The organism is Amorphus coralli DSM 19760, assembly GCF_000374525.1.
In the GTDB taxonomy this organism is placed as follows: domain Bacteria; phylum Pseudomonadota; class Alphaproteobacteria; order Rhizobiales; family Amorphaceae; genus Amorphus; species Amorphus coralli.
The window spans coordinates 311,221-327,985 of record NZ_KB894572.1 but is presented as its reverse complement, the minus strand read 5'-3'; the positions used below and the strand labels follow the sequence as shown (position 1 = coordinate 327,985).

The following is a 16,765-nucleotide window of genomic DNA, read 5'->3' as shown; positions in this document are numbered from 1 at the left end:
TGCGGCCAAAGGGCCGCAGGCTGCTCTCAGGCCGCCCACCCGGAGCCGGTGCGCGAAGCGCACTCGGCGTGAGGAGATTCCTTTAGCCGCAATCCCGGACGGAAAACCGCAAGTGCACTTTTCCTGGGATTGGCTTCTTTCCACCGCAATCCCGGACGGAAAACCGCAAGTGCACTTTTCCTGGGATTGCTCTCGCGCCTACTTGAGCGCCTGCAGGATCGAGACGTAGTTGGCCACGGCGGCGCCGCCCATATTGAAGACGCCGCCCATCTCAGCGCCCTTCACCTGCATGTCGCCCGCCTCGCCGGCGAGCTGCATGGCGGAGACCACGTGCATGGAGACGCCGGTGGCGCCGATCGGATGGCCCTTGGCCTTGAGGCCGCCGGACGGGTTTACCGGCAGCTTGCCGTCCATGTAGGTGGTGCCTTCCTCAAGCACCCGGGCCCCCTGGCCCTGGGGGGCCAACCCCATCGCCTCGTACTCGATCAACTCGGCAATGGTGAAGCAGTCGTGGGTCTCCACGAAGGAGAGATCGTCCAGCGTCAGGTTGGCGCCGGCCAGCGCCCTGCGCCAGGCTTCCGCGCAGCCCTCGAACTGGACGATGTCGCGCTTCGACATGGGCAGGAAGTCCTGCACGTGGGCCCCGCCGCGCACGGCGACCGCCTTCTTCATGCCCAGCGCCGTGGTGGTGTCGGCGAGCACCAGTGCCGCCGCACCGTCAGATACCAGCGAGCAATCGGTGCGCTTCAGCGGTCCGGCGACGAACGGGTTCTTGTCGCTCTCCGCCCGGCAGAACTCGTAGCCGAGATCCTTGCGCATCTGCGCGAACGGGTTGGCGACGCCGTTCTGATGGTTCTTGGCGGCGATCTTCGCCAGCGCGTCGGACTGGTCGCCGTGGCGCTGGAAATAGAGGTCGGCAATCTTGCCGAAGACGCCCGCGAAGCCGGCCGGGGTCTCGCCGTCCTCCGGCAGGTAGGACGCCTTCAGGAGGTTCTGGCCGATCTCGGGAACGGGTGTCTTCGTCATCTGCTCCACGCCGACCACAAGGACGATGCGGGCGGCCTTGGCGGCGATGGACTTCAGGCCCTGATGAACCGCCGCCGAACCGGTCGCGCAGGCATTCTCGACGCGCGTTGTCGGCTTGAAGCGCAGGCCGGAATCGGCCTGGAGCACCAGCGAGGCGGTGAAGTCCTGCGGTGAGAAGCCGGCGTTGAAGTGGCCCAGCACGATCTCGTCGACGTCCTTCGCCTCGATGCCGGCGTCAGCCATGGCACGGCTGGCGACATCGACGACGAGGCTCTCGACGGTCTCGTCGGCAAGCTTGCCGAACTTCGAATGGGCCCACCCCACGATTGCAGAACACATGGTCGACGCTCCTCACGCACTTGTCGCGGCCGGCGGACACGGCCGGCGCGGATCGGTCAGCACCCGGCGGATGGATCTGCATCCGATCGCCGGCTGGCCGTGTTGGGTCAAGATCAGACCAGACCATGGCCCCGCCGCGGAGAAAGAGCAATCCGCCGGGCTCGCCGCTCGGTCATCCGGGCCCATTGGCAGCGGGACCGAGGCCTGGGTTCGCGCCCGCTCAGACGCCGCCAGTAGTCACCGTCGGACTGGTCGGCGCCGTCGTCGGTGTCGTGTCGGGCGCGGTGGGCGGCGTGACGTCGTCCATCTCGATCTGTTCCGGATCCGGCGTGGGTTCCGGAGTTGGTGTCGGCTCCGGGATCGGCTCCGGCTGGGGCGTGGGCTCCGGAATCGGCTCGGGTTCCGGCGTGGGCTCGGGTTCCGGCGTCGGCTCCGGCTGAGGCTCCACGTAGTTGTTGATCGCGTCGCGCCGGTCGATCTGGTCCACATCGTCACGGGAGGGGTCGCGGACGTAGCGTGGCAAATCGTCGAGCTGCAGGTGCCAGCCATAGAGCGGGAAGGACACAGGGCCGATGATCCGCCGCAAGCTACCATCCCAGCGCTTCGGCCCCTCGATGCGGCCGCCGGCGTGGACCAGGAGGTAGGTGCCCGGCCGGACGATGCCGACGCAGCGCGAGCCCACACAGACGTCGCTCGCACCTTCTTCCAGCAGCACGACGGCCATGCCCTGCCGCGCGAAGATGTCGAGGATGGTGCCGCGCACGCCGATCGTCGCGACGGGAGTCTTGATGGAATAGGACTGCGGCCGCGACGAGCCGGAGACGAAGCGCAGCGCGCCGCGCGCCAGCTCAACCGTCATCTCGCTGGCGCGGCCGCCTCCGGCATAGACGAAGCTGTCGAGCACCACGGCCGAGCTGGGCCCGATGTTGAGGCTTGTCTCGTCGAGAAACAGGACCTGGGTGTTGGATTTCGCACCGGTGGTGATCGTCTCGTCGCGGAAGATCCCGTCGCCCACGCCGAGTGCCCGGGTGCGGCCACCGGCATTGCCGCTGACGTCGCGCACGACGGTGGCGGTAACGCCAATCCCTTCCTGCGCCGTGGCGGGACCGGCACCGCCGGCGGCAAGCAGCGCGGCGACGGCCAGCGCCCGAACACGGCCCCCGCGCCAAGGCGAACGATTCGGATTCGGCATCGCTGGCAGCGCTCCCTGATATTTCGCGGGCGGACCCGATGCAAAAGCCGCCTCGTCGCATCACTATTGCAAGGGATCGCACGAAAGTCGTGTGATTATCATCACAATGACCGGCTTTTTTGTCTCATTGACCTGTCGAGCGGGGTGCACCCGCGCGCGAAACCCAGTAGTCTGCATGCGTTCAAGGGAGTTCGCGGCGCTGACGCCTGTCGCGGATTCGGTTTTCAAGACCGGAAGCGCCGATGACGCGTCGATTGGGTCGGATAGTCGTTCGCGTTGCTTCGGCAATGACCTTGACGCTCGCCGTCTCCGGGCTTGCCGCAACGAGCCCGGCGGCCGCCAACGCCCCTTCCGATGAGATGGCCGTGCTGTTCCGCCAGGTGCTGGCCAACCCGGCCGATACCCAGGCGAACCTTGCCTATGCGCGCGCCGCAGAACGCGCCGGCGAACGACGCAAGGCGCTGGCGACCTACGAGCGCATCCTTCTGAACGATCCTGGCAACGCCGAGGCCAGGGAGGGTCTCGCCAGGGTACGCCGGGCGATCGAACCGTCCTGGACCAACATCACGCTCTCCACCGGCGCCGGCTACAACTCCAATCCGTTGCAACGCGCCGACGGGGCGCCTCAGCCCGGCAGCGCCTTCGCCATGATCGATGCGCGGTTCCGGGACGAGCGACCGCTCGGCTGGTGGCGCTGGCGCTCAGAGTTCGCTGCGGGTGGCTGGTACTACGACCGCACCGAGGCAATGAACTCCGGCTACGTGCTCGGCAACATCGGACCGCTCATCCCGGTGCCCGGCAGCCTGGCGCTGCGCCCGGTCGCCATCGCCGGCTATCGCTGGCTCGACCAGACCGACCTCTATGGCGAGATCGGCGGCGGGCTGGAGCTGGAGGGGCGGTTCCAGGGCGCGGTGCAGGCGTTGAAGCTCGCCGCGGTCTACCGCGACTATGGAGAGGACTGGTCGTCGGATTCCGGACCGGTGGTCGACCTGGAAGGCCGGTTCTCCTTCCCAGCCCTGTTCTTCAACTCAGACGCCCTGTTCCTGCGCCCGCGCGTGCGCTGGTCGGATGTCGGATCCGATCCGGTGCCGTTCCTGCCGACCCAGTTCCAGGTGGGCAAATACTGGGAGGTGGGCGGCCGGATCGACTACCGCGTGGCGCTGTCCAACTACATAACCGCCGGTGCTGGGGTCGCGATCTACCAGCGCTGGTTCGCCGATCCGTCGACCGTCGGCGGCGACGACCGCGAGGACACCTATTTCGCGCCGGGCGCCAACGTCACGCTGACGAACCTTCTGACCGACAGCGTCGATCTGAGGGCCGACTACATCTACCAGGTCCAGACCTCCAACGACGCCTCGCGGGAGTTCGACGCCCACCTCGTCATGGGGCGCCTCGTCGGGCGCTTTTAAAGAATGCAGGCGCCCTCCTCCGCGAAGCCGCTGCGGCGCCGGAGGCTGAGGCGAACCGACCGGCGGGCGCGCATTGCCGTCGCGCTGGTGGCGATCGCCATCATGGCGGGAGCGCTGGTGCTGCGGTTCGCCGATCCGTCGCTGCTGACCCATCTGCGCAATCTCGCCTTCGACGAGTATCAGCGCCTGGCGCCGCGCACCTACGACCCGACGCTTCCGGTGCGGATCGTCGCCATCGACGAAGTCTCTCTCGGCACGCTTGGCCAGTGGCCCTGGCCGCGCGAGCGGTTGGCGGAGATCGCCGCCCGCCTCACTGATGCCGGAGCGGCGGCAATCGCATTCGACTTGGCACTGTCGGAACCCGACCGGAGCAGCCCGGCCGTCGTCCTGCGCCGCATGCCGGAAAGCGCCGAGCGCAACCGTCTGCTCGCCGACCTGCCGCCGGAGGGCGACGGTGACCGGCTCCTGGCGGACACGTTGGCAAGCACCCCCACGGTGCTGGGGCTGATCCTCACCAACGCCGAAACCGATAGTCAGGTGCCGGCCAAGAGCGGCTTCGCCAGTGCTGGCGACGATCCCAAACCGTTCCTGCCACACTTCTCCGCCGTGACGGCGCCGCTCGAGCCACTGGCCGACAACGCCGCCGGGCTCGGCGCCATGAACTGGATCCCCGATCGCGACCAGATCATCCGCACGGTGCCGCTTCTGTTCGTGGTGGATGACACGGTGGTGCCGGGGCTGGCGGCTGAGGCGCTGCGCGTGGCCCAGGGCGCGTCGACCTTCCTCGCCCGCGCCTCCAACGCCAGCGGCGAGACGGCCTTCGGCCAGGCAACCGGCGTCAACGCCATCCGGATCGGCGGCATCACCGTGCCCACCGGCCCGCAGGGCACAGTCCGCATCCACTACACGCCCACCACGCCGGAGCGCCTGATCTCCGCCGCCGCCATCGTCGACGGCTCGTTCGATCCCGATGCGGTGGCGGGCCGGATCGTGCTGGTGGGCGCCACCGCGCCTGGCCTGCTCGACCTGCGCTCGACCCCGATCGATGTCGCGGTTCCGGGCGTGGAAGTGCACGCCCAGTTGCTGGAACACGTGATCGGCGGCGGAATGCTGCACCGCCCCGACTGGGCAAGCGGGCTGGAGACGGTGGTGTTCGTGGTGCTCGCCATCGTCATCGCCCTCTCCGCCGCCTACCTGCCGGTCCGGGTCAGTTCCGCGATCGGCGTCGTCGGCATCGCGGGCTGGTGCACTGCGAGCTGGCTTGCCTATACGAATGCCCACCTGCTGCTCGATCCGACCTTTCCGGCGCTCGCAGCAGCGGCGGTGCTGTTCGCCACGGTCGGCTTCGTCGCGTTCCGGGAAGAACGCGGCAGGCGCGAAATACGCTCCGCCTTCGGCCGCTACGTGGCGCCGGGGTTGGTGGAGGAACTGGCACGCGATCCGGAGCGGCTGCGCCTGGGCGGCGAGATCCGGGACATGACCATCCTGTTCACCGACATGCGCGGCTTCACCACGGTGTCGGAAGGCATGGACGCGGAACGGCTGACGGCCTTCGTCAACGCCTTCCTGACGCCGCTGACGGACACCATCCTCGCCAATCGCGGCACCATCGACAAATATATCGGCGACGCGGTGATGGCCTTCTGGAACGCGCCGCTCGACGACCCGGACCATGCCCGCCATGCCTGCAAGGCGGCGCTCGGCATGCTCAAGGCCATCGAACGCTTCAACGCGGCCGACCACACCTACCCGCCCGTCGCCATCGGCATCGGCCTCAACACCGGCGCCTGCTGTGTCGGCAATCTGGGCTCGGAACGGCGCTTCGACTATTCGGTGATCGGCGACGACGTGAACGTCGCCTCGCGCCTGGAGGGCCAGACCAAGGCCTACGGGGTGCCGATCATCGTCGGCGAACAGACGGCCCGCGCCGTACCGGACTTCGCGCTCGTCGAGTTTGACCGGGTGCGGGTGAAGGGCAAGACGGTGCCGATCAGCCTGTTCGCGCTCATGGGCGACGCGACGGAGGCGACGTCCCCCGCGTTCGAGAGCCTCCGCGACGCCATCGCCCGCCTGACGGCGGCCTACCGGGCGGGCGACATCGACGGAGCTGACAAGGCGGTCGCCGATGCGGAGGCAGCAAACGGTAACGGACGCTTCGCCACCATCGTGGCGCTGTATCGGGAGCGTCTCGACACGCTTCGGGGCCACCCCCTTCCGCAGGGCTGGACCGGCATCCACGATCTCGACAAGAAGTAGCGGCTTCGCTTGCTGCCGGCACGGCCGGGAGAGGGGTCAGTCCTCCACGGGGACGACGCCGGCAAGCGGCAGGCGACCGCCATCGGCGTAGACGGTCTGACCGGTGATGTAGCTGGCCTCGTCGGAGGCGAGGAAAGCGACAACCGCGGCAATCTCTGACGGATCGCCGATGCGGCCGAGGGGTGTCCGCGACAGGATTGCCCGACGGCCGTCCGGATCGTCTGACAGTTCCTTCAGCATGTCGGTGGCGATGGAACCCGGACCGACCGCGTTGACCCGGATCCCGTAGGGTGCGAGCGCCAGCGCCGTGGAACGGGTAAGCTGGTTGAGGCCGCCCTTGGAGACCGAATAGGGCACATGCGCGCCGTGCGCCACGACCGCGTTTACGCTGGACATGTTAACGATCGAACCCGGCGATCCGCCCGCCTCAATCTGCTCGACCATCTGCCGCGCAACGGCCTGAGACACCAGGAATGCGCCCTTCAGGTTGACGCACAGGACCCGGTCGAACTCCTCTTCCTCGAGCTCGAGGAAGGATCCACTGCCGAGCACACCGGCATTGTTGACGAGAACGTCAATGTGGCCGAAGGCATCGAGCGTCGCGGCGATCAGGTTGCGCACGTCCAGGCGCTCTCCGACATTGCACTCGATAGGCAGGATTTCGCCGCGCCCGCCAAGATCCTCGGCAGCGGCCTCGACGCTTGCGTCTTCCAGATCGGCGATCACGACGCGCGCGCCTTCCCTGAGGAAACGTCTGGCGACGGCGTAACCGATTCCGCCCGCTCCGCCAGTGACGATCGCGACCTTGTTCTCAAGAAGCATGATCCGACGCGCCCCTTCCTGGCGAGACCGTTGCCCATGCGCCGGGTCGGCGTAGGCGGGGTCGTTCCATCCTAAACCGGAACGCCTGCCGCCGGTTCCCGGACAGGCGGGTGGAAGGTCTCGTCAACAGGACGGCAGGTCAAGCCTTGCCAGCACGGCCTACCCCGCGATGGCGGATTGCGTCCTCGATCTCGTGGATGATGGCCGGGTCGTCGATGGTCGCCGGCATCCGGTAGCTTTCGCCGTCGGCGACGGACCGCATCGTGGCACGCAAGATCTTGCCGGACCGGGTCTTCGGCAGGCGCTCGACTGTCACGACGCGCTTGAACGCGGCCACCGGACCGATCTGGTCGCGGACCCTCTGGACGAGTTCCCGCTCGATTTCTTCCGGGTCCTGCTCGATGCCGGACTTCAGCACGATGAAGCCGCACGGTACCTGCCCCTTCAGCGAGTCCGTCACGCCGATGACGGCGCACTCGGCGACCGCCGGATGCGCCGACAGCACCTCTTCCATCGCCCCGGTGGACAGGCGGTGGCCAGCCACGTTGATGATGTCATCGGTGCGGGCCATGATGAACAGGTAGCCATCCTCGTCAACATAGCCGGCGTCCGACGTCTGGTAGGTGCCCGGAAAGGCGTCGAGATAGGCCTTGCGGAACCGCGCGTCATCCCCCCACAGCGTCGGCAGACAGCCTGGCGGCAGCGGCAGCTTTACCACGATGTTGCCGAGCGTGCCGGCCGGCACAGGCTGGCCGCTCTCGTCCACCACCTGAATGTCGTAGCCGGGCATGGCCACGGTGGGCGAGCCAAGCTTTACCGGAAGCCGCTCGATGCCCATTGGGTTGGCAGCGATCGCCCAGCCCGTTTCCGTCTGCCACCAGTGATCGATGACCGGCACGCCGAGCGCCCTCTCGGCCCACTGGATCGTATCGGGATCGGCACGCTCTCCGGCCAGGAACAGCGTCCGGAACCCGGAAAGATCATAGTCTCCGACGAGCTTCGCCTCCGGATCGTCCTTCTTGATGGCGCGCAACGCGGTCGGCGCGGTGAACAGCGCCGAGACCCGGTTCTCCGAGATTACCCGCCAGAACGCGCCCGCATCAGGCGTGCCGACCGGCTTGCCCTCGAAGACGACGGTCGTGCAGCCGTAGAGCAGTGGCGCGTAGACGATGTAGGAGTGGCCCACCACCCAGCCGACGTCCGAAGCGGCCCAGAAGACCTCTCCTGGCTCCACGCCGTAGACGTTCTCCATCGACCAGGTCAGCGCAACCATGTGGCCGCCATTGTCGCGCACGACGCCCTTGGGCTGGCCGGTGGTTCCGGACGTGTAGAGGATATAGAGCGGATCGGTCGCGGCCACCGGAACGCACGGAACGGCGCGGCCGGCCGTCCTGGCGGCCTCCACGAGCGCGGTCAGGTCGAGATCCCCGGGCCGGTCGAGGGACGCCGCCTGCTGCTCGCGCTGGTGAACGAGGACATTTTCCGGCTTGTGGCGAGCTTCGTCGATGGCCGCTTCGACGAGGGGCTTATAGGCGACGACACGCCCGGGCTCGATGCCGCAGGAGGCGCAGACGATGGCTTTCGGCGTGCAGTCGTCGATGCGGGTGGCGAGTTCGTGGGCGGCAAAGCCGCCGAAGACGACGGAATGAACCGCCCCGAGCCGGGCGCAGGCCAGCATGGCGACCAGCGCCTCGGGGATCATCGGCATGTAGATGATGACCCGGTCGCCCTTGGCCACGCCCTGATCCATGAGCACCGCCGCGGTGGCCTCCACCTCACGCAGGAGTTCCGCGTAGGTGATGGTCCGGCTGTGGCCGGTGATCGGCGATTCGTAGATGATCGCCGCCTGGCCGGGCCTGCCGCGTGCCACATGCCGATCGACACAGTTGTAGCAGGTGTTGCAGGTGCCGTCGGGAAACCAGCGGCCATAGGTGCCGAGGGACGCGTCGAACGCCGTCTCCGGCGGCCGAATCCAATCGATGGCATCGGCCTCCCTCAGCCAAAACCCCTCAGGGTCGGCCATCCAGGAATCGTAGACCGCGCGATAGGCGTTTTTTGCCATGGCTTTTCCTCCCGCACCATTCCGCGGTCAGCGAGAATGGGTTAGACCCTATCCTCCTGACAAGGACTTCCGGCGCCCGCCGGACAATCGTGACGTCTGCCTGGCGCCGTCCGCATCGCACGCGCGAGGTCCGGACCGGGCACCGGCGGAACGCCGATGAAGGCGAAGCTTCCTTGCGCCGGCCTGTCTGGCGCGCGGTTACCCATCAGGGGCGTGCCCGAAACCCGGTTCGCGCGCCTTGCCAAAAATCAAACGCGGCGGCTGCCGGCGCGTCCCTCTCTTCAGATCCCAGTCGCTTCCCCCGCTTCATGATCCTCGACCCCGTCTTCTATCTCGCCGCGATTCCGGCCGTCCTGATCGTCGGGATCTCCAAGGGTGGTTTCGGCGGCTCCATCGGGATCCTGGGCGTTCCGCTGATGTCGCTGGTGACCTCGCCGATCCACGCGGCGGGGATCATGCTGCCAATCCTCATCCTGATGGATTTCATCGCGGTCGCCTCCTACTGGAGCGTCTTCGACCGCAAGGTTCTCATGATGACGATACCGGGGGCGCTGGTGGGTGTTTCGCTCGGCTACCTGATGGCCACCAGCGTGGACGAGGCAATGGTCCTCCTCATCGTCGGCATGGTCGCTGTGGCCTTCACCCTGGACCACTGGCGCAAGGTCTACCTGAGTGGTCGCGCGCCGAAGAAGGCGGGGCACAACTTGATCAAGGGCACATGCTGGGGGCTCGTTTCGGGCTTCACCAGCTTCGTCTCCCACGCCGGCGGACCGCCCTACCAGATGTACACGGTCCCGCTGGGACTGCAGAAACGCATCTTCGCCGGCACGGCGGTCATCTTCTTCTTCGCCATGAACGTCGCCAAGCTGGTCCCCTATTTCCTGCTTGGACAGTTCTCGGCGGAGAATCTGTGGACGTCGGCCGCACTGTTTCCGGTGGCGGCGCTGGCCACGCTTCTGGGTGTGTGGCTGGTGAAGATCGTGCCGCAGGAGCTGTTCTACCGCATCCTGTACATCGTCGTTCTGCTGGTCGGCGTGAAGCTGATCGTTGACGGAATATCCGGCCTTCTGGCCTGACCCTGCGCGCATTCTTCAAGAGGCAGACACGCGCTCGACCCGGCTGGCGATCAGAACCGCCAGCCGAGATTTTGCGCGAGATCAACGCGACGCACCGCGTCGGCGGCTGACGGCCGATGGCCGCCCGCCAGCGCCATGCTCAATGCTTGGTGGGCTGCAGAACCGTCAGGCGGTGGCGTGAATCCCCTCGGGACTCTTGAGACGGTTGATCTCGTCCTTGAGTGCAAGCTTGCGACGCTTGATGGAAGCGATGGCGAGGTCGTCGGTTGCGGGCTGCGTCATCGCGGTGTGCAGCTCCTCCTCCAGCGCGGCATGGCGGCGTTCCAGTTCGGCCACATGCGATTCCATCGTCATCGTCTACCTCCCGAAAGAGCGTTGTCGATCAGTTCAGCGGTTCACGAGCCCATCAGGCCCGTCTCTTAGACTTGGGCTTTTAATCGGGCGAGGGAAGGGTAGCCGGAGAAGAAAAAAGTCCAAATCGACATGCACGTTCTGGCTGCAGTCGACGCCCCTCCCAAGCGGTGCGCCATCCGTGGTATAAAACGCCAGCGCCCGTGCGGCCTCGTCCGCGACGGGCGTTTCGATGCCCGGGCCGTCTTGTGGAGTGTGTCGGTCATGAGTGACGAGGAGGCGGAAGCCGCGCGCGACGAGCTGGTGCGCCTGAAAACGGAGCACCAGGATCTCGATGCGGCGATCGCGGCGATGGCCGGAAGCGGGGTCGGCGACCAGATCCAGATCCAGCGCCTGAAGAAGCGCAAGCTGCAGCTCAAGGACCGCATCTACCAGCTCGAGGACCTGCTCTACCCCGACATAATTGCCTGACCGAAAGCGGGTCGTACCTTGCGCGGACCGCTCCGCTTCGTTAAATCGCGCGCTTCCCGACGGGCCAAGCGCCCCAGCCCCCGTTCGCGACGATCCGACGTCGCCCGTCCTGCAAGAGGAGCCGGCCTCCATGGCATCCGAAACGCCGCCGGTGGCGGTCATCATGGGCAGCCAGTCCGACTGGTCCACCATGCGCCACTGCGTCGAAACGCTGGAGGCGCTGGGCGTCGGCCACGACACGCGCATCGTGTCCGCTCATCGGACGCCCGATCGGATGTATGCGTTCGCCAAGGATGCCAAGGCGCGCGGCGTGAAGGTCATCATTGCGGGTGCGGGCGGCGCCGCCCACCTGCCCGGCATGACCGCCGCGCTCACCACCCTGCCCGTCTTCGGCGTGCCCGTGGAAAGCCGGGCGCTCTCCGGCGAGGACAGCCTGCTCTCCATCGTTCAGATGCCGGCCGGCGTGCCGGTCGGCACCCTGGCCATCGGCCGAGCGGGCGCGGTCAACGCTGCGCTGCTGGCCGCCTCGGTGCTGGCCCTCTCGGACGCCGGCGTGGCCGAGCGGCTGGAAGCCTGGCGGGCGGAACGCTCGGAGGCCGTTGCGGAGGTGCCTGACCGTGACGCGTAACACCGACGACGCGCGCGTGCTCGCCCCCGGCGACACGATCGGCATCCTGGGCGGCGGCCAGCTCGGCCGGATGATCGCCCTGGCGGCGGCCCGGCTCGGCCTCGACTGCCACATCTTCTGCCCGGATCCCGACAGCCCGGCCTTCCGTGTCGCGAAGGACGCGACGGTGGCGGACTACGTGGACGCCGCCGGACTGAAAACGTTCGGCGAGAGCGTCGACGTGGTCACCTACGAGTTCGAGAACGTCCCCGCGGAGACGCTTGCGCATCTGGCGCCGCACACCCCGATCCGGCCGGGCGCACGCTCGCTCGCCGTGTCGCAGGACCGGTTCGACGAAAAGACGTTCCTCTCCGATGCCGGCGTTCCCATTGCAGACTTCCGCCGCATCGACAGCGAGGCCGACATCGCCCCAGCCCTGGCCGAGCTCGGCTCTCCGGCGATCTTGAAGACCCGCCGCTTCGGCTATGACGGCAAGGGTCAGACCACGGTAACCGATGCGACCGACGCGGCCCGTGCCTGGGAGGCCATCGGCGGCGCGCCCGCCGTCCTGGAAGCCCGTGTGCCGTTTCGCATCGAATGCTCGGTGATCGTGGCGCGCGGCCTCGATGGCCATGCCGTCACTTACGACATCGCCGAAAACGCCCACGAGAACCACATCCTCAAATACAGCCGCGTGCCCGCCGGCGTTGCTCCGGCGACCGCCGAGGCAGCCCGCGCAATGGGTCTACGAGTCGCCGAGGCCCTCGGCCACGTGGGTGTCATCACGGTCGAGCTATTCGTGGTGGGCGAAGGCGCCGAGGAGCGTCTCATCGCCAACGAGATCGCGCCCCGCGTCCACAATTCCGGGCACTGGAGCGAGGACGCCACCGTCGCCTCGCAGTTCGAGAATCACGTTCGGGCCGTGGCCGGCTGGCCGGTGACAGAGCCGATGCGTCATTCCGACGTGGAGATGGAGAACCTGATCGGCGCCGACGCCAACCGGTGGCCGGAGCTTCTCGCCGAGCCCGGCGCCCAGCTTCATCTCTACGGCAAGCGGGAGGCGCGGGCAGGCCGCAAGATGGGCCACATCAACCGGCTGAAAGGCCCGGCCAGCGGGCACTGACGCCTGTCAGCCAACCCGCTCCCGAACCTTAGCGAGCGTGGACAGGTCGGCCGCAATCTGGTAGGAAACGCGTCCTGCCGACCCTGTGCCGGCGGTGGTCGCGGCCCCGCAAGGCGTACGCGATCTTGTTTTTTGTGCCCTTCACCGGGCACGCGGCCACGGACGGGCCCACGCGTCCGACCCCGAGAGCAGCCACCGCCGTCTACAAGACGCGGCTCGCTGTTCGCGACATTGGCAGGCGATCCCCGCTCACGCGACACCAGAGGCAATGGCTCGCGGATCCGGGGGCATGGTGACCGAAACAGGGCAGATACGTGCAAGTTCTCGTTCGTGACAACAACGTCGATCAGGCCCTGAGGGCGCTGAAGAAGAAGCTTCAGCGCGAGGGCGTCTTCCGCGAGATGAAGATGCGCGGCCATTACGAGAAGCCGTCGGAGAAGAAGGCGCGCGAGAAGGCTGAGGCCGTCCGCCGCTCCCGCAAGCTGGCCCGCAAGCAGGCCCAGCGCGAAGGCCTTCTGCCCAGCAAGAAGCGCTAAGGCGCATTTCCCCACGCCGCGGCCCGGAACACCGGGGTGCCTGCGGCCGTTCTCCTTTACCTCATGCGACAAGGCGGTTCGCCGATGGAATGGACGAGACGCATGCCGGCCTCATCCAGACGGACAAACGCGGTCGCCGCCTGGCGCGGCCTGATCCTGGCCGGGACGGCCCTCACCCTGGCCGCCTGCCAGTCTTCGGGTGGCGGCAACCAGGTGATCGATCCGCGCGCCGGCTCGGCGGTCAACATCCAGTCTCTGACGACGGTGGTGGAAGCCAATCCGCAGGACCCAACCGCCTACAACATCCGCGGCACCGCGCATGGCCAGGCCGGCGACAACCGCGCCGCGCTGGAAGACTTCAATACCGCGATCCAGCTCAATCCGCGCTACTATCAGGCCTATGCCAACCGGGCCCTGGTCTATCGGCGGATGGGCGATCTCAACAGTGCGCTCAACGACTACAACAGCGCGCTGTCGATCAACCCGAGCTACGACGTGGCGCTCATCGGCCGTGGCAACCTGTTCCGCCTGAACAACAATTACGGACGGGCCCTGCAGGACTTCAACACCGCCATCAGCATCGATTCCTCCGACGCCCGCGCCTTTCACAATCGCGGCCTGATCTACCAGGCGCAGGGCCAGCACCAGCGCGCCATCGAGGACTTCGCCACCGCCATCGGTCTCGGCCCCAACAACCCCGAGCCCTATAATGGGCGCGGTGTGTCCTACCTGGCGCTGAACGACACCGGTGTCGCGCTGGACGACTTCAACCAGGCGCTCCAGCTCGACCGGCAATATGCCGAAGCCTGGGCGAACCGGGGACTGGCGCTGGAGACCCAGGGCGAGCGCAACAAGGCGCGCGCCGCCTACAGCCGGGCGCTGACCATCGACCCCGGCATGCAGAGCGCCAAGGACGGCATCAGGCGGCTGGATTCGGGCAAACCGCCGCTGCGCGGCACCTGAGCCTAAAGAGGCCCTTTGCCCGGCAATCGCCGGGCACCGTCCGACGACAGACACGAAAAAGCCCGCGGCCATCCGGCGCGCGGGCTTTTCCAATTAAGGGGACGGACGGAGGGCGATGCGCCGCCCTGCCCGCTTCTGCAGCTCAGCCGGCGGCCGCGAGCGGCTGGGCAGACGGCTTCGGCTGAACCTCTGCCAGGTAGTCGTTCATGAGCTGCTGGGTGATCTCGCCGACTTCGAAGCGATGCTCGCCGATCTCCGAAACCGGCGTGACCTCTGCCGCCGTTCCGGTCAGGAAGCACTGCTCGAAATCGTCGAGCTCCTCCGGCAGGATCGTCCGCTCGACGACCTCGATACCACGCTTCCTGGCCAGCCCGATGACCGTGTCGCGGGTGATGCCGGCCAGGAAGCAGTCCGGCGTCGGCGTGTGGATGACGCCGTCCTTGACGAAAAACACGTTGGCGCCAGTGGTCTCGGCCACGTGACCGCGCCAGTCGAGCATCAGCGCATCCGCATAGCCCTTCGCCTCCGCCGCATGCTTGGAGAGCGTGCAAATCATGTAGAGGCCGGCCGCCTTGGCCTTGGAGGGCGCGGTGGCCGGATCCGGACGGCGGTAGATCGCATGGTCGAGACGGATGCCGCGCAGGCGCTCGGCCGGGTCGAAATAGCTCGGCCATTCCCAGGCCGCGATGGCCACGTTGATGGAGTTGGACTGGGCCGAGACGCCCATCATCTCGCTGCCGCGCCACGCAACCGGGCGCAGGTAGCCGTCCACAAGGTTCTGCCGGCGCAGGATGTCGCCCTGAGCCTCGTTCAGTTGTTCGGCCGAATAGGGGATGGTGAAGCCCAGCATCTCGCCAGACTTGATGAGCCGCTCGGTGTGATCCTCCAGGCGGAAGATCTCGCCGCCATAGGCCCGCACGCCCTCGAACACGCAGCTGGCATAATGCAGCCCGTGGGTGAGCACGTGAACCTTCGCATCGGCCCACGGAACGAATTCGCCGTTGTACCAGATCAGACCATCGCGCTGATCGAATGCGATGCCGGCCATGACGGGCATCTCCTTATTGCTTGTGTTCTTTTGCCATCCGGCACCATCACCCCGGCAACGCTGAGCCCGGGTCGTGTCGGCTTTGCCTGACGAAGCGAAGCTCGCTAAGGTCGCCGCAGTTTCCGGCGGGATTCGGCAGCTTCGCATCCTCCGCCGCTCATGATGCACGATCGAAGGATTGTTTCGTCAAGACACACCTTCTCGTAACAATCGCAAACGCAATATGTCAATATGGCTGACATAATTTCGCATTCCTTCGATCGACGCGGCGAGGACGCCCGTTCCGGCTCCGACGATGGCGATCTGCCGGAGATCCGCTACGAGCTCATCGAGCTTCTGTTCTTCGCCTATCGCGATTTCGTGGGCGAGGCGGATTCGGTGCTCGCCGAGTTCGGCTTCTGGCGCGCCCATCATCGGGTCGTGCACTTCGTCGACCGCAATCCCGGCATTCGGGTGGCGGAATTGCTGGCGATCCTGAAGATCACCAAGCAGAGCCTGGGCCGCGTCCTGAAGGAGCTGGTCGACAAAGACTTCATCGAGCAGCGTCGCGGCCCCTCCGACAAGCGCCAGCGCCTGCTCTACACCACCGACAAGGGCCGTGCACTCGCCCAGCGCCTGGCCGAGATCCAGAGCCAGCGGATCGCCAAGGCGCTGTCCGACCTGGGCCCGGACGGGGCGGAGATCGCACGCCGCTTCCTCAGCGACCTCGTCGATCCAGACGAGCGGGCGGAAGTGGCGCGCCTGACGGCGAGGAGGCGCGGATCATGACCCAGGCGATGCCAAGCGACGATGCCGCCCACCTGCTGATCGTCGACGACGACAGCCGGATCCGCAGTCTGCTCAACCGCTACCTCACCGGTGAGGGCTACCGGGTCAGCGAGGCGGCCGATGCAACCGAAGCCCGACGCAAGCTGCAGACCTTCGCCTTCGACCTCGTGATCCTCGACGTGATGATGCCAGGCGAGAGCGGCTTCGATCTTTTGAACTCCACGCTCGCCGGCACGGAGATCCCGGTGATCATGCTGACCGCGCGCGGCGAGAGTGACGACCGCATCAATGGTTTCGAGCTCGGCGCCGACGACTATCTGACCAAGCCGTTCGAGCCGCGCGAACTGGTGCTCAGGATCGCCCGTGCCTTGAAGCGCGCCGGCGGGACGCAGAAGCAGTGGCACTCGGCGGTGGCTTTCGGCACCTTCGTGTTCGACATCGAGCGCGAGGAGCTGCGCAACGGCGCCGAGGTGGTGAGGCTGACGGACAGGGAGCGCACCTTGATGAAGGCGTTCTCGCAGCAGCCCGGCGAGACCATCGCCCGTCACCTGCTCATCACCGATGAGGCGAAGATGAGCGAACGGACCGTCGACGTGCAGATCAATCGGCTGCGACGCAAGATCGAAGTCGATCCGGCCAATCCGCGTTACCTGCAGACCATCCGCGGGGTCGGTTACCGGCTGATGGCCGATCCGCGCGACTGAAAGGCGGCA

16 protein-coding genes are annotated in these 16,765 nt (G+C 67.0%); 10 read left to right on the top strand and 6 right to left on the bottom strand.

The window, feature by feature from the left end; genetic code table 11:
• Positions 1–198: 198 nt before the first annotated feature.
• Entirely contained in the window at positions 199–1,365 is a 1,167-nt protein-coding gene (locus C507_RS0109480; RefSeq protein WP_018699451.1) for an acetyl-CoA acetyltransferase, read from the bottom strand.
• Between the two features lie 220 nt (positions 1,366–1,585).
• Positions 1,586–2,557 carry a FecR family protein gene (locus C507_RS22340; protein WP_051089734.1) on the bottom strand — a complete coding sequence of 324 codons (972 nt, stop codon included), beginning with the start codon at positions 2,555–2,557 and terminating at the stop codon, positions 1,586–1,588.
• A gap of 287 nt (positions 2,558–2,844) precedes the next feature.
• Between C507_RS22340 and C507_RS0109470 the strand changes: the two genes are divergently transcribed.
• The gene (locus C507_RS0109470; RefSeq protein ID WP_018699450.1) at positions 2,845–3,969 is read left to right on the top strand and encodes a tetratricopeptide repeat protein; all 1,125 of its coding nucleotides are present in this window, start codon (positions 2,845–2,847) and stop codon (positions 3,967–3,969) included.
• A 3-nt stretch (positions 3,970–3,972) separates the two neighbouring features.
• Positions 3,973–6,225, top strand: a complete 2,253-nt coding sequence (locus C507_RS0109465; protein ID WP_051089733.1) for a CHASE2 domain-containing protein — start codon at positions 3,973–3,975, stop codon at positions 6,223–6,225.
• A 36-nt stretch (positions 6,226–6,261) separates the two neighbouring features.
• On the opposite strand, the gene C507_RS0109460 is transcribed toward C507_RS0109465, so the two are convergent.
• Both C507_RS0109460 and C507_RS0109455 read right to left on the bottom strand, forming a co-directional pair.
• Positions 6,262–7,047, bottom strand: coding sequence for an SDR family NAD(P)-dependent oxidoreductase (locus C507_RS0109460; protein WP_018699447.1), 786 nt, complete (start codon positions 7,045–7,047; stop codon positions 6,262–6,264).
• Positions 7,048–7,186: 139 nt separating this feature from the next.
• On the bottom strand, positions 7,187–9,109 hold the full coding sequence (locus tag C507_RS0109455; protein ID WP_018699446.1) for a propionyl-CoA synthetase: 1,923 nt from the start codon (positions 9,107–9,109) through the stop codon (positions 7,187–7,189).
• 308 nt (positions 9,110–9,417) lie between these two features.
• Between C507_RS0109455 and C507_RS0109450 the strand changes: the two genes are divergently transcribed.
• Positions 9,418–10,185 (top strand): sulfite exporter TauE/SafE family protein, encoded by a 768-nt coding sequence (locus C507_RS0109450; protein ID WP_018699445.1) that lies wholly within the window; start codon positions 9,418–9,420, stop codon positions 10,183–10,185.
• Between the two features lie 165 nt (positions 10,186–10,350).
• Here C507_RS0109450 and C507_RS0109445 read toward each other — a convergent pair whose 3' ends face one another.
• A complete protein-coding gene (locus C507_RS0109445; RefSeq protein ID WP_018699444.1) occupies positions 10,351–10,539 on the bottom strand; it encodes a YdcH family protein in 189 nt (62 codons plus the stop codon).
• Between the two features lie 261 nt (positions 10,540–10,800).
• On the opposite strand from C507_RS0109445, the gene C507_RS0109440 reads away from it, so the two are divergent.
• The 5 genes from C507_RS0109440 to C507_RS0109420 all read left to right on the top strand — a co-directional run bounded on the left by C507_RS0109440 (position 10,801) and on the right by C507_RS0109420 (position 14,236).
• Positions 10,801–11,007 carry a YdcH family protein gene (locus C507_RS0109440; RefSeq protein ID WP_018699443.1) on the top strand — a complete coding sequence of 69 codons (207 nt, stop codon included), beginning with the start codon at positions 10,801–10,803 and terminating at the stop codon, positions 11,005–11,007.
• A gap of 130 nt (positions 11,008–11,137) precedes the next feature.
• Positions 11,138–11,635 carry a 5-(carboxyamino)imidazole ribonucleotide mutase gene (gene purE, locus C507_RS0109435; RefSeq protein WP_018699442.1) on the top strand — a complete coding sequence of 166 codons (498 nt, stop codon included), beginning with the start codon at positions 11,138–11,140 and terminating at the stop codon, positions 11,633–11,635.
• Positions 11,625–12,737, top strand: a complete 1,113-nt coding sequence (locus C507_RS0109430; protein ID WP_018699441.1) for a 5-(carboxyamino)imidazole ribonucleotide synthase — start codon at positions 11,625–11,627, stop codon at positions 12,735–12,737. The genes purE and C507_RS0109430 overlap by 11 nt, the downstream gene beginning before the upstream one ends.
• 314 nt (positions 12,738–13,051) lie before the next feature.
• Positions 13,052–13,273 (top strand): 30S ribosomal protein S21, encoded by a 222-nt coding sequence (gene rpsU, locus C507_RS20885; protein ID WP_018699440.1) that lies wholly within the window; start codon positions 13,052–13,054, stop codon positions 13,271–13,273.
• Positions 13,274–13,375: 102 nt separating this feature from the next.
• Positions 13,376–14,236, top strand: a complete 861-nt coding sequence (locus C507_RS0109420) for a tetratricopeptide repeat protein (protein ID WP_018699439.1) — start codon at positions 13,376–13,378, stop codon at positions 14,234–14,236.
• Between the two features lie 142 nt (positions 14,237–14,378).
• On the opposite strand, the gene C507_RS0109415 is transcribed toward C507_RS0109420, so the two are convergent.
• Positions 14,379–15,284 (bottom strand): branched-chain amino acid aminotransferase, encoded by a 906-nt coding sequence (locus tag C507_RS0109415; protein WP_018699438.1) that lies wholly within the window; start codon positions 15,282–15,284, stop codon positions 14,379–14,381.
• A 231-nt stretch (positions 15,285–15,515) separates the two neighbouring features.
• Between C507_RS0109415 and C507_RS0109410 the strand changes: the two genes are divergently transcribed.
• Both C507_RS0109410 and C507_RS0109405 read left to right on the top strand, forming a co-directional pair.
• Positions 15,516–16,052, top strand: coding sequence for a MarR family winged helix-turn-helix transcriptional regulator (locus tag C507_RS0109410; protein WP_018699437.1), 537 nt, complete (start codon positions 15,516–15,518; stop codon positions 16,050–16,052).
• A complete protein-coding gene (locus C507_RS0109405; RefSeq protein WP_018699436.1) occupies positions 16,049–16,756 on the top strand; it encodes a response regulator in 708 nt (235 codons plus the stop codon). The genes C507_RS0109410 and C507_RS0109405 overlap by 4 nt, the downstream gene beginning before the upstream one ends.
• Positions 16,757–16,765: the final 9 nt, after the last annotated feature.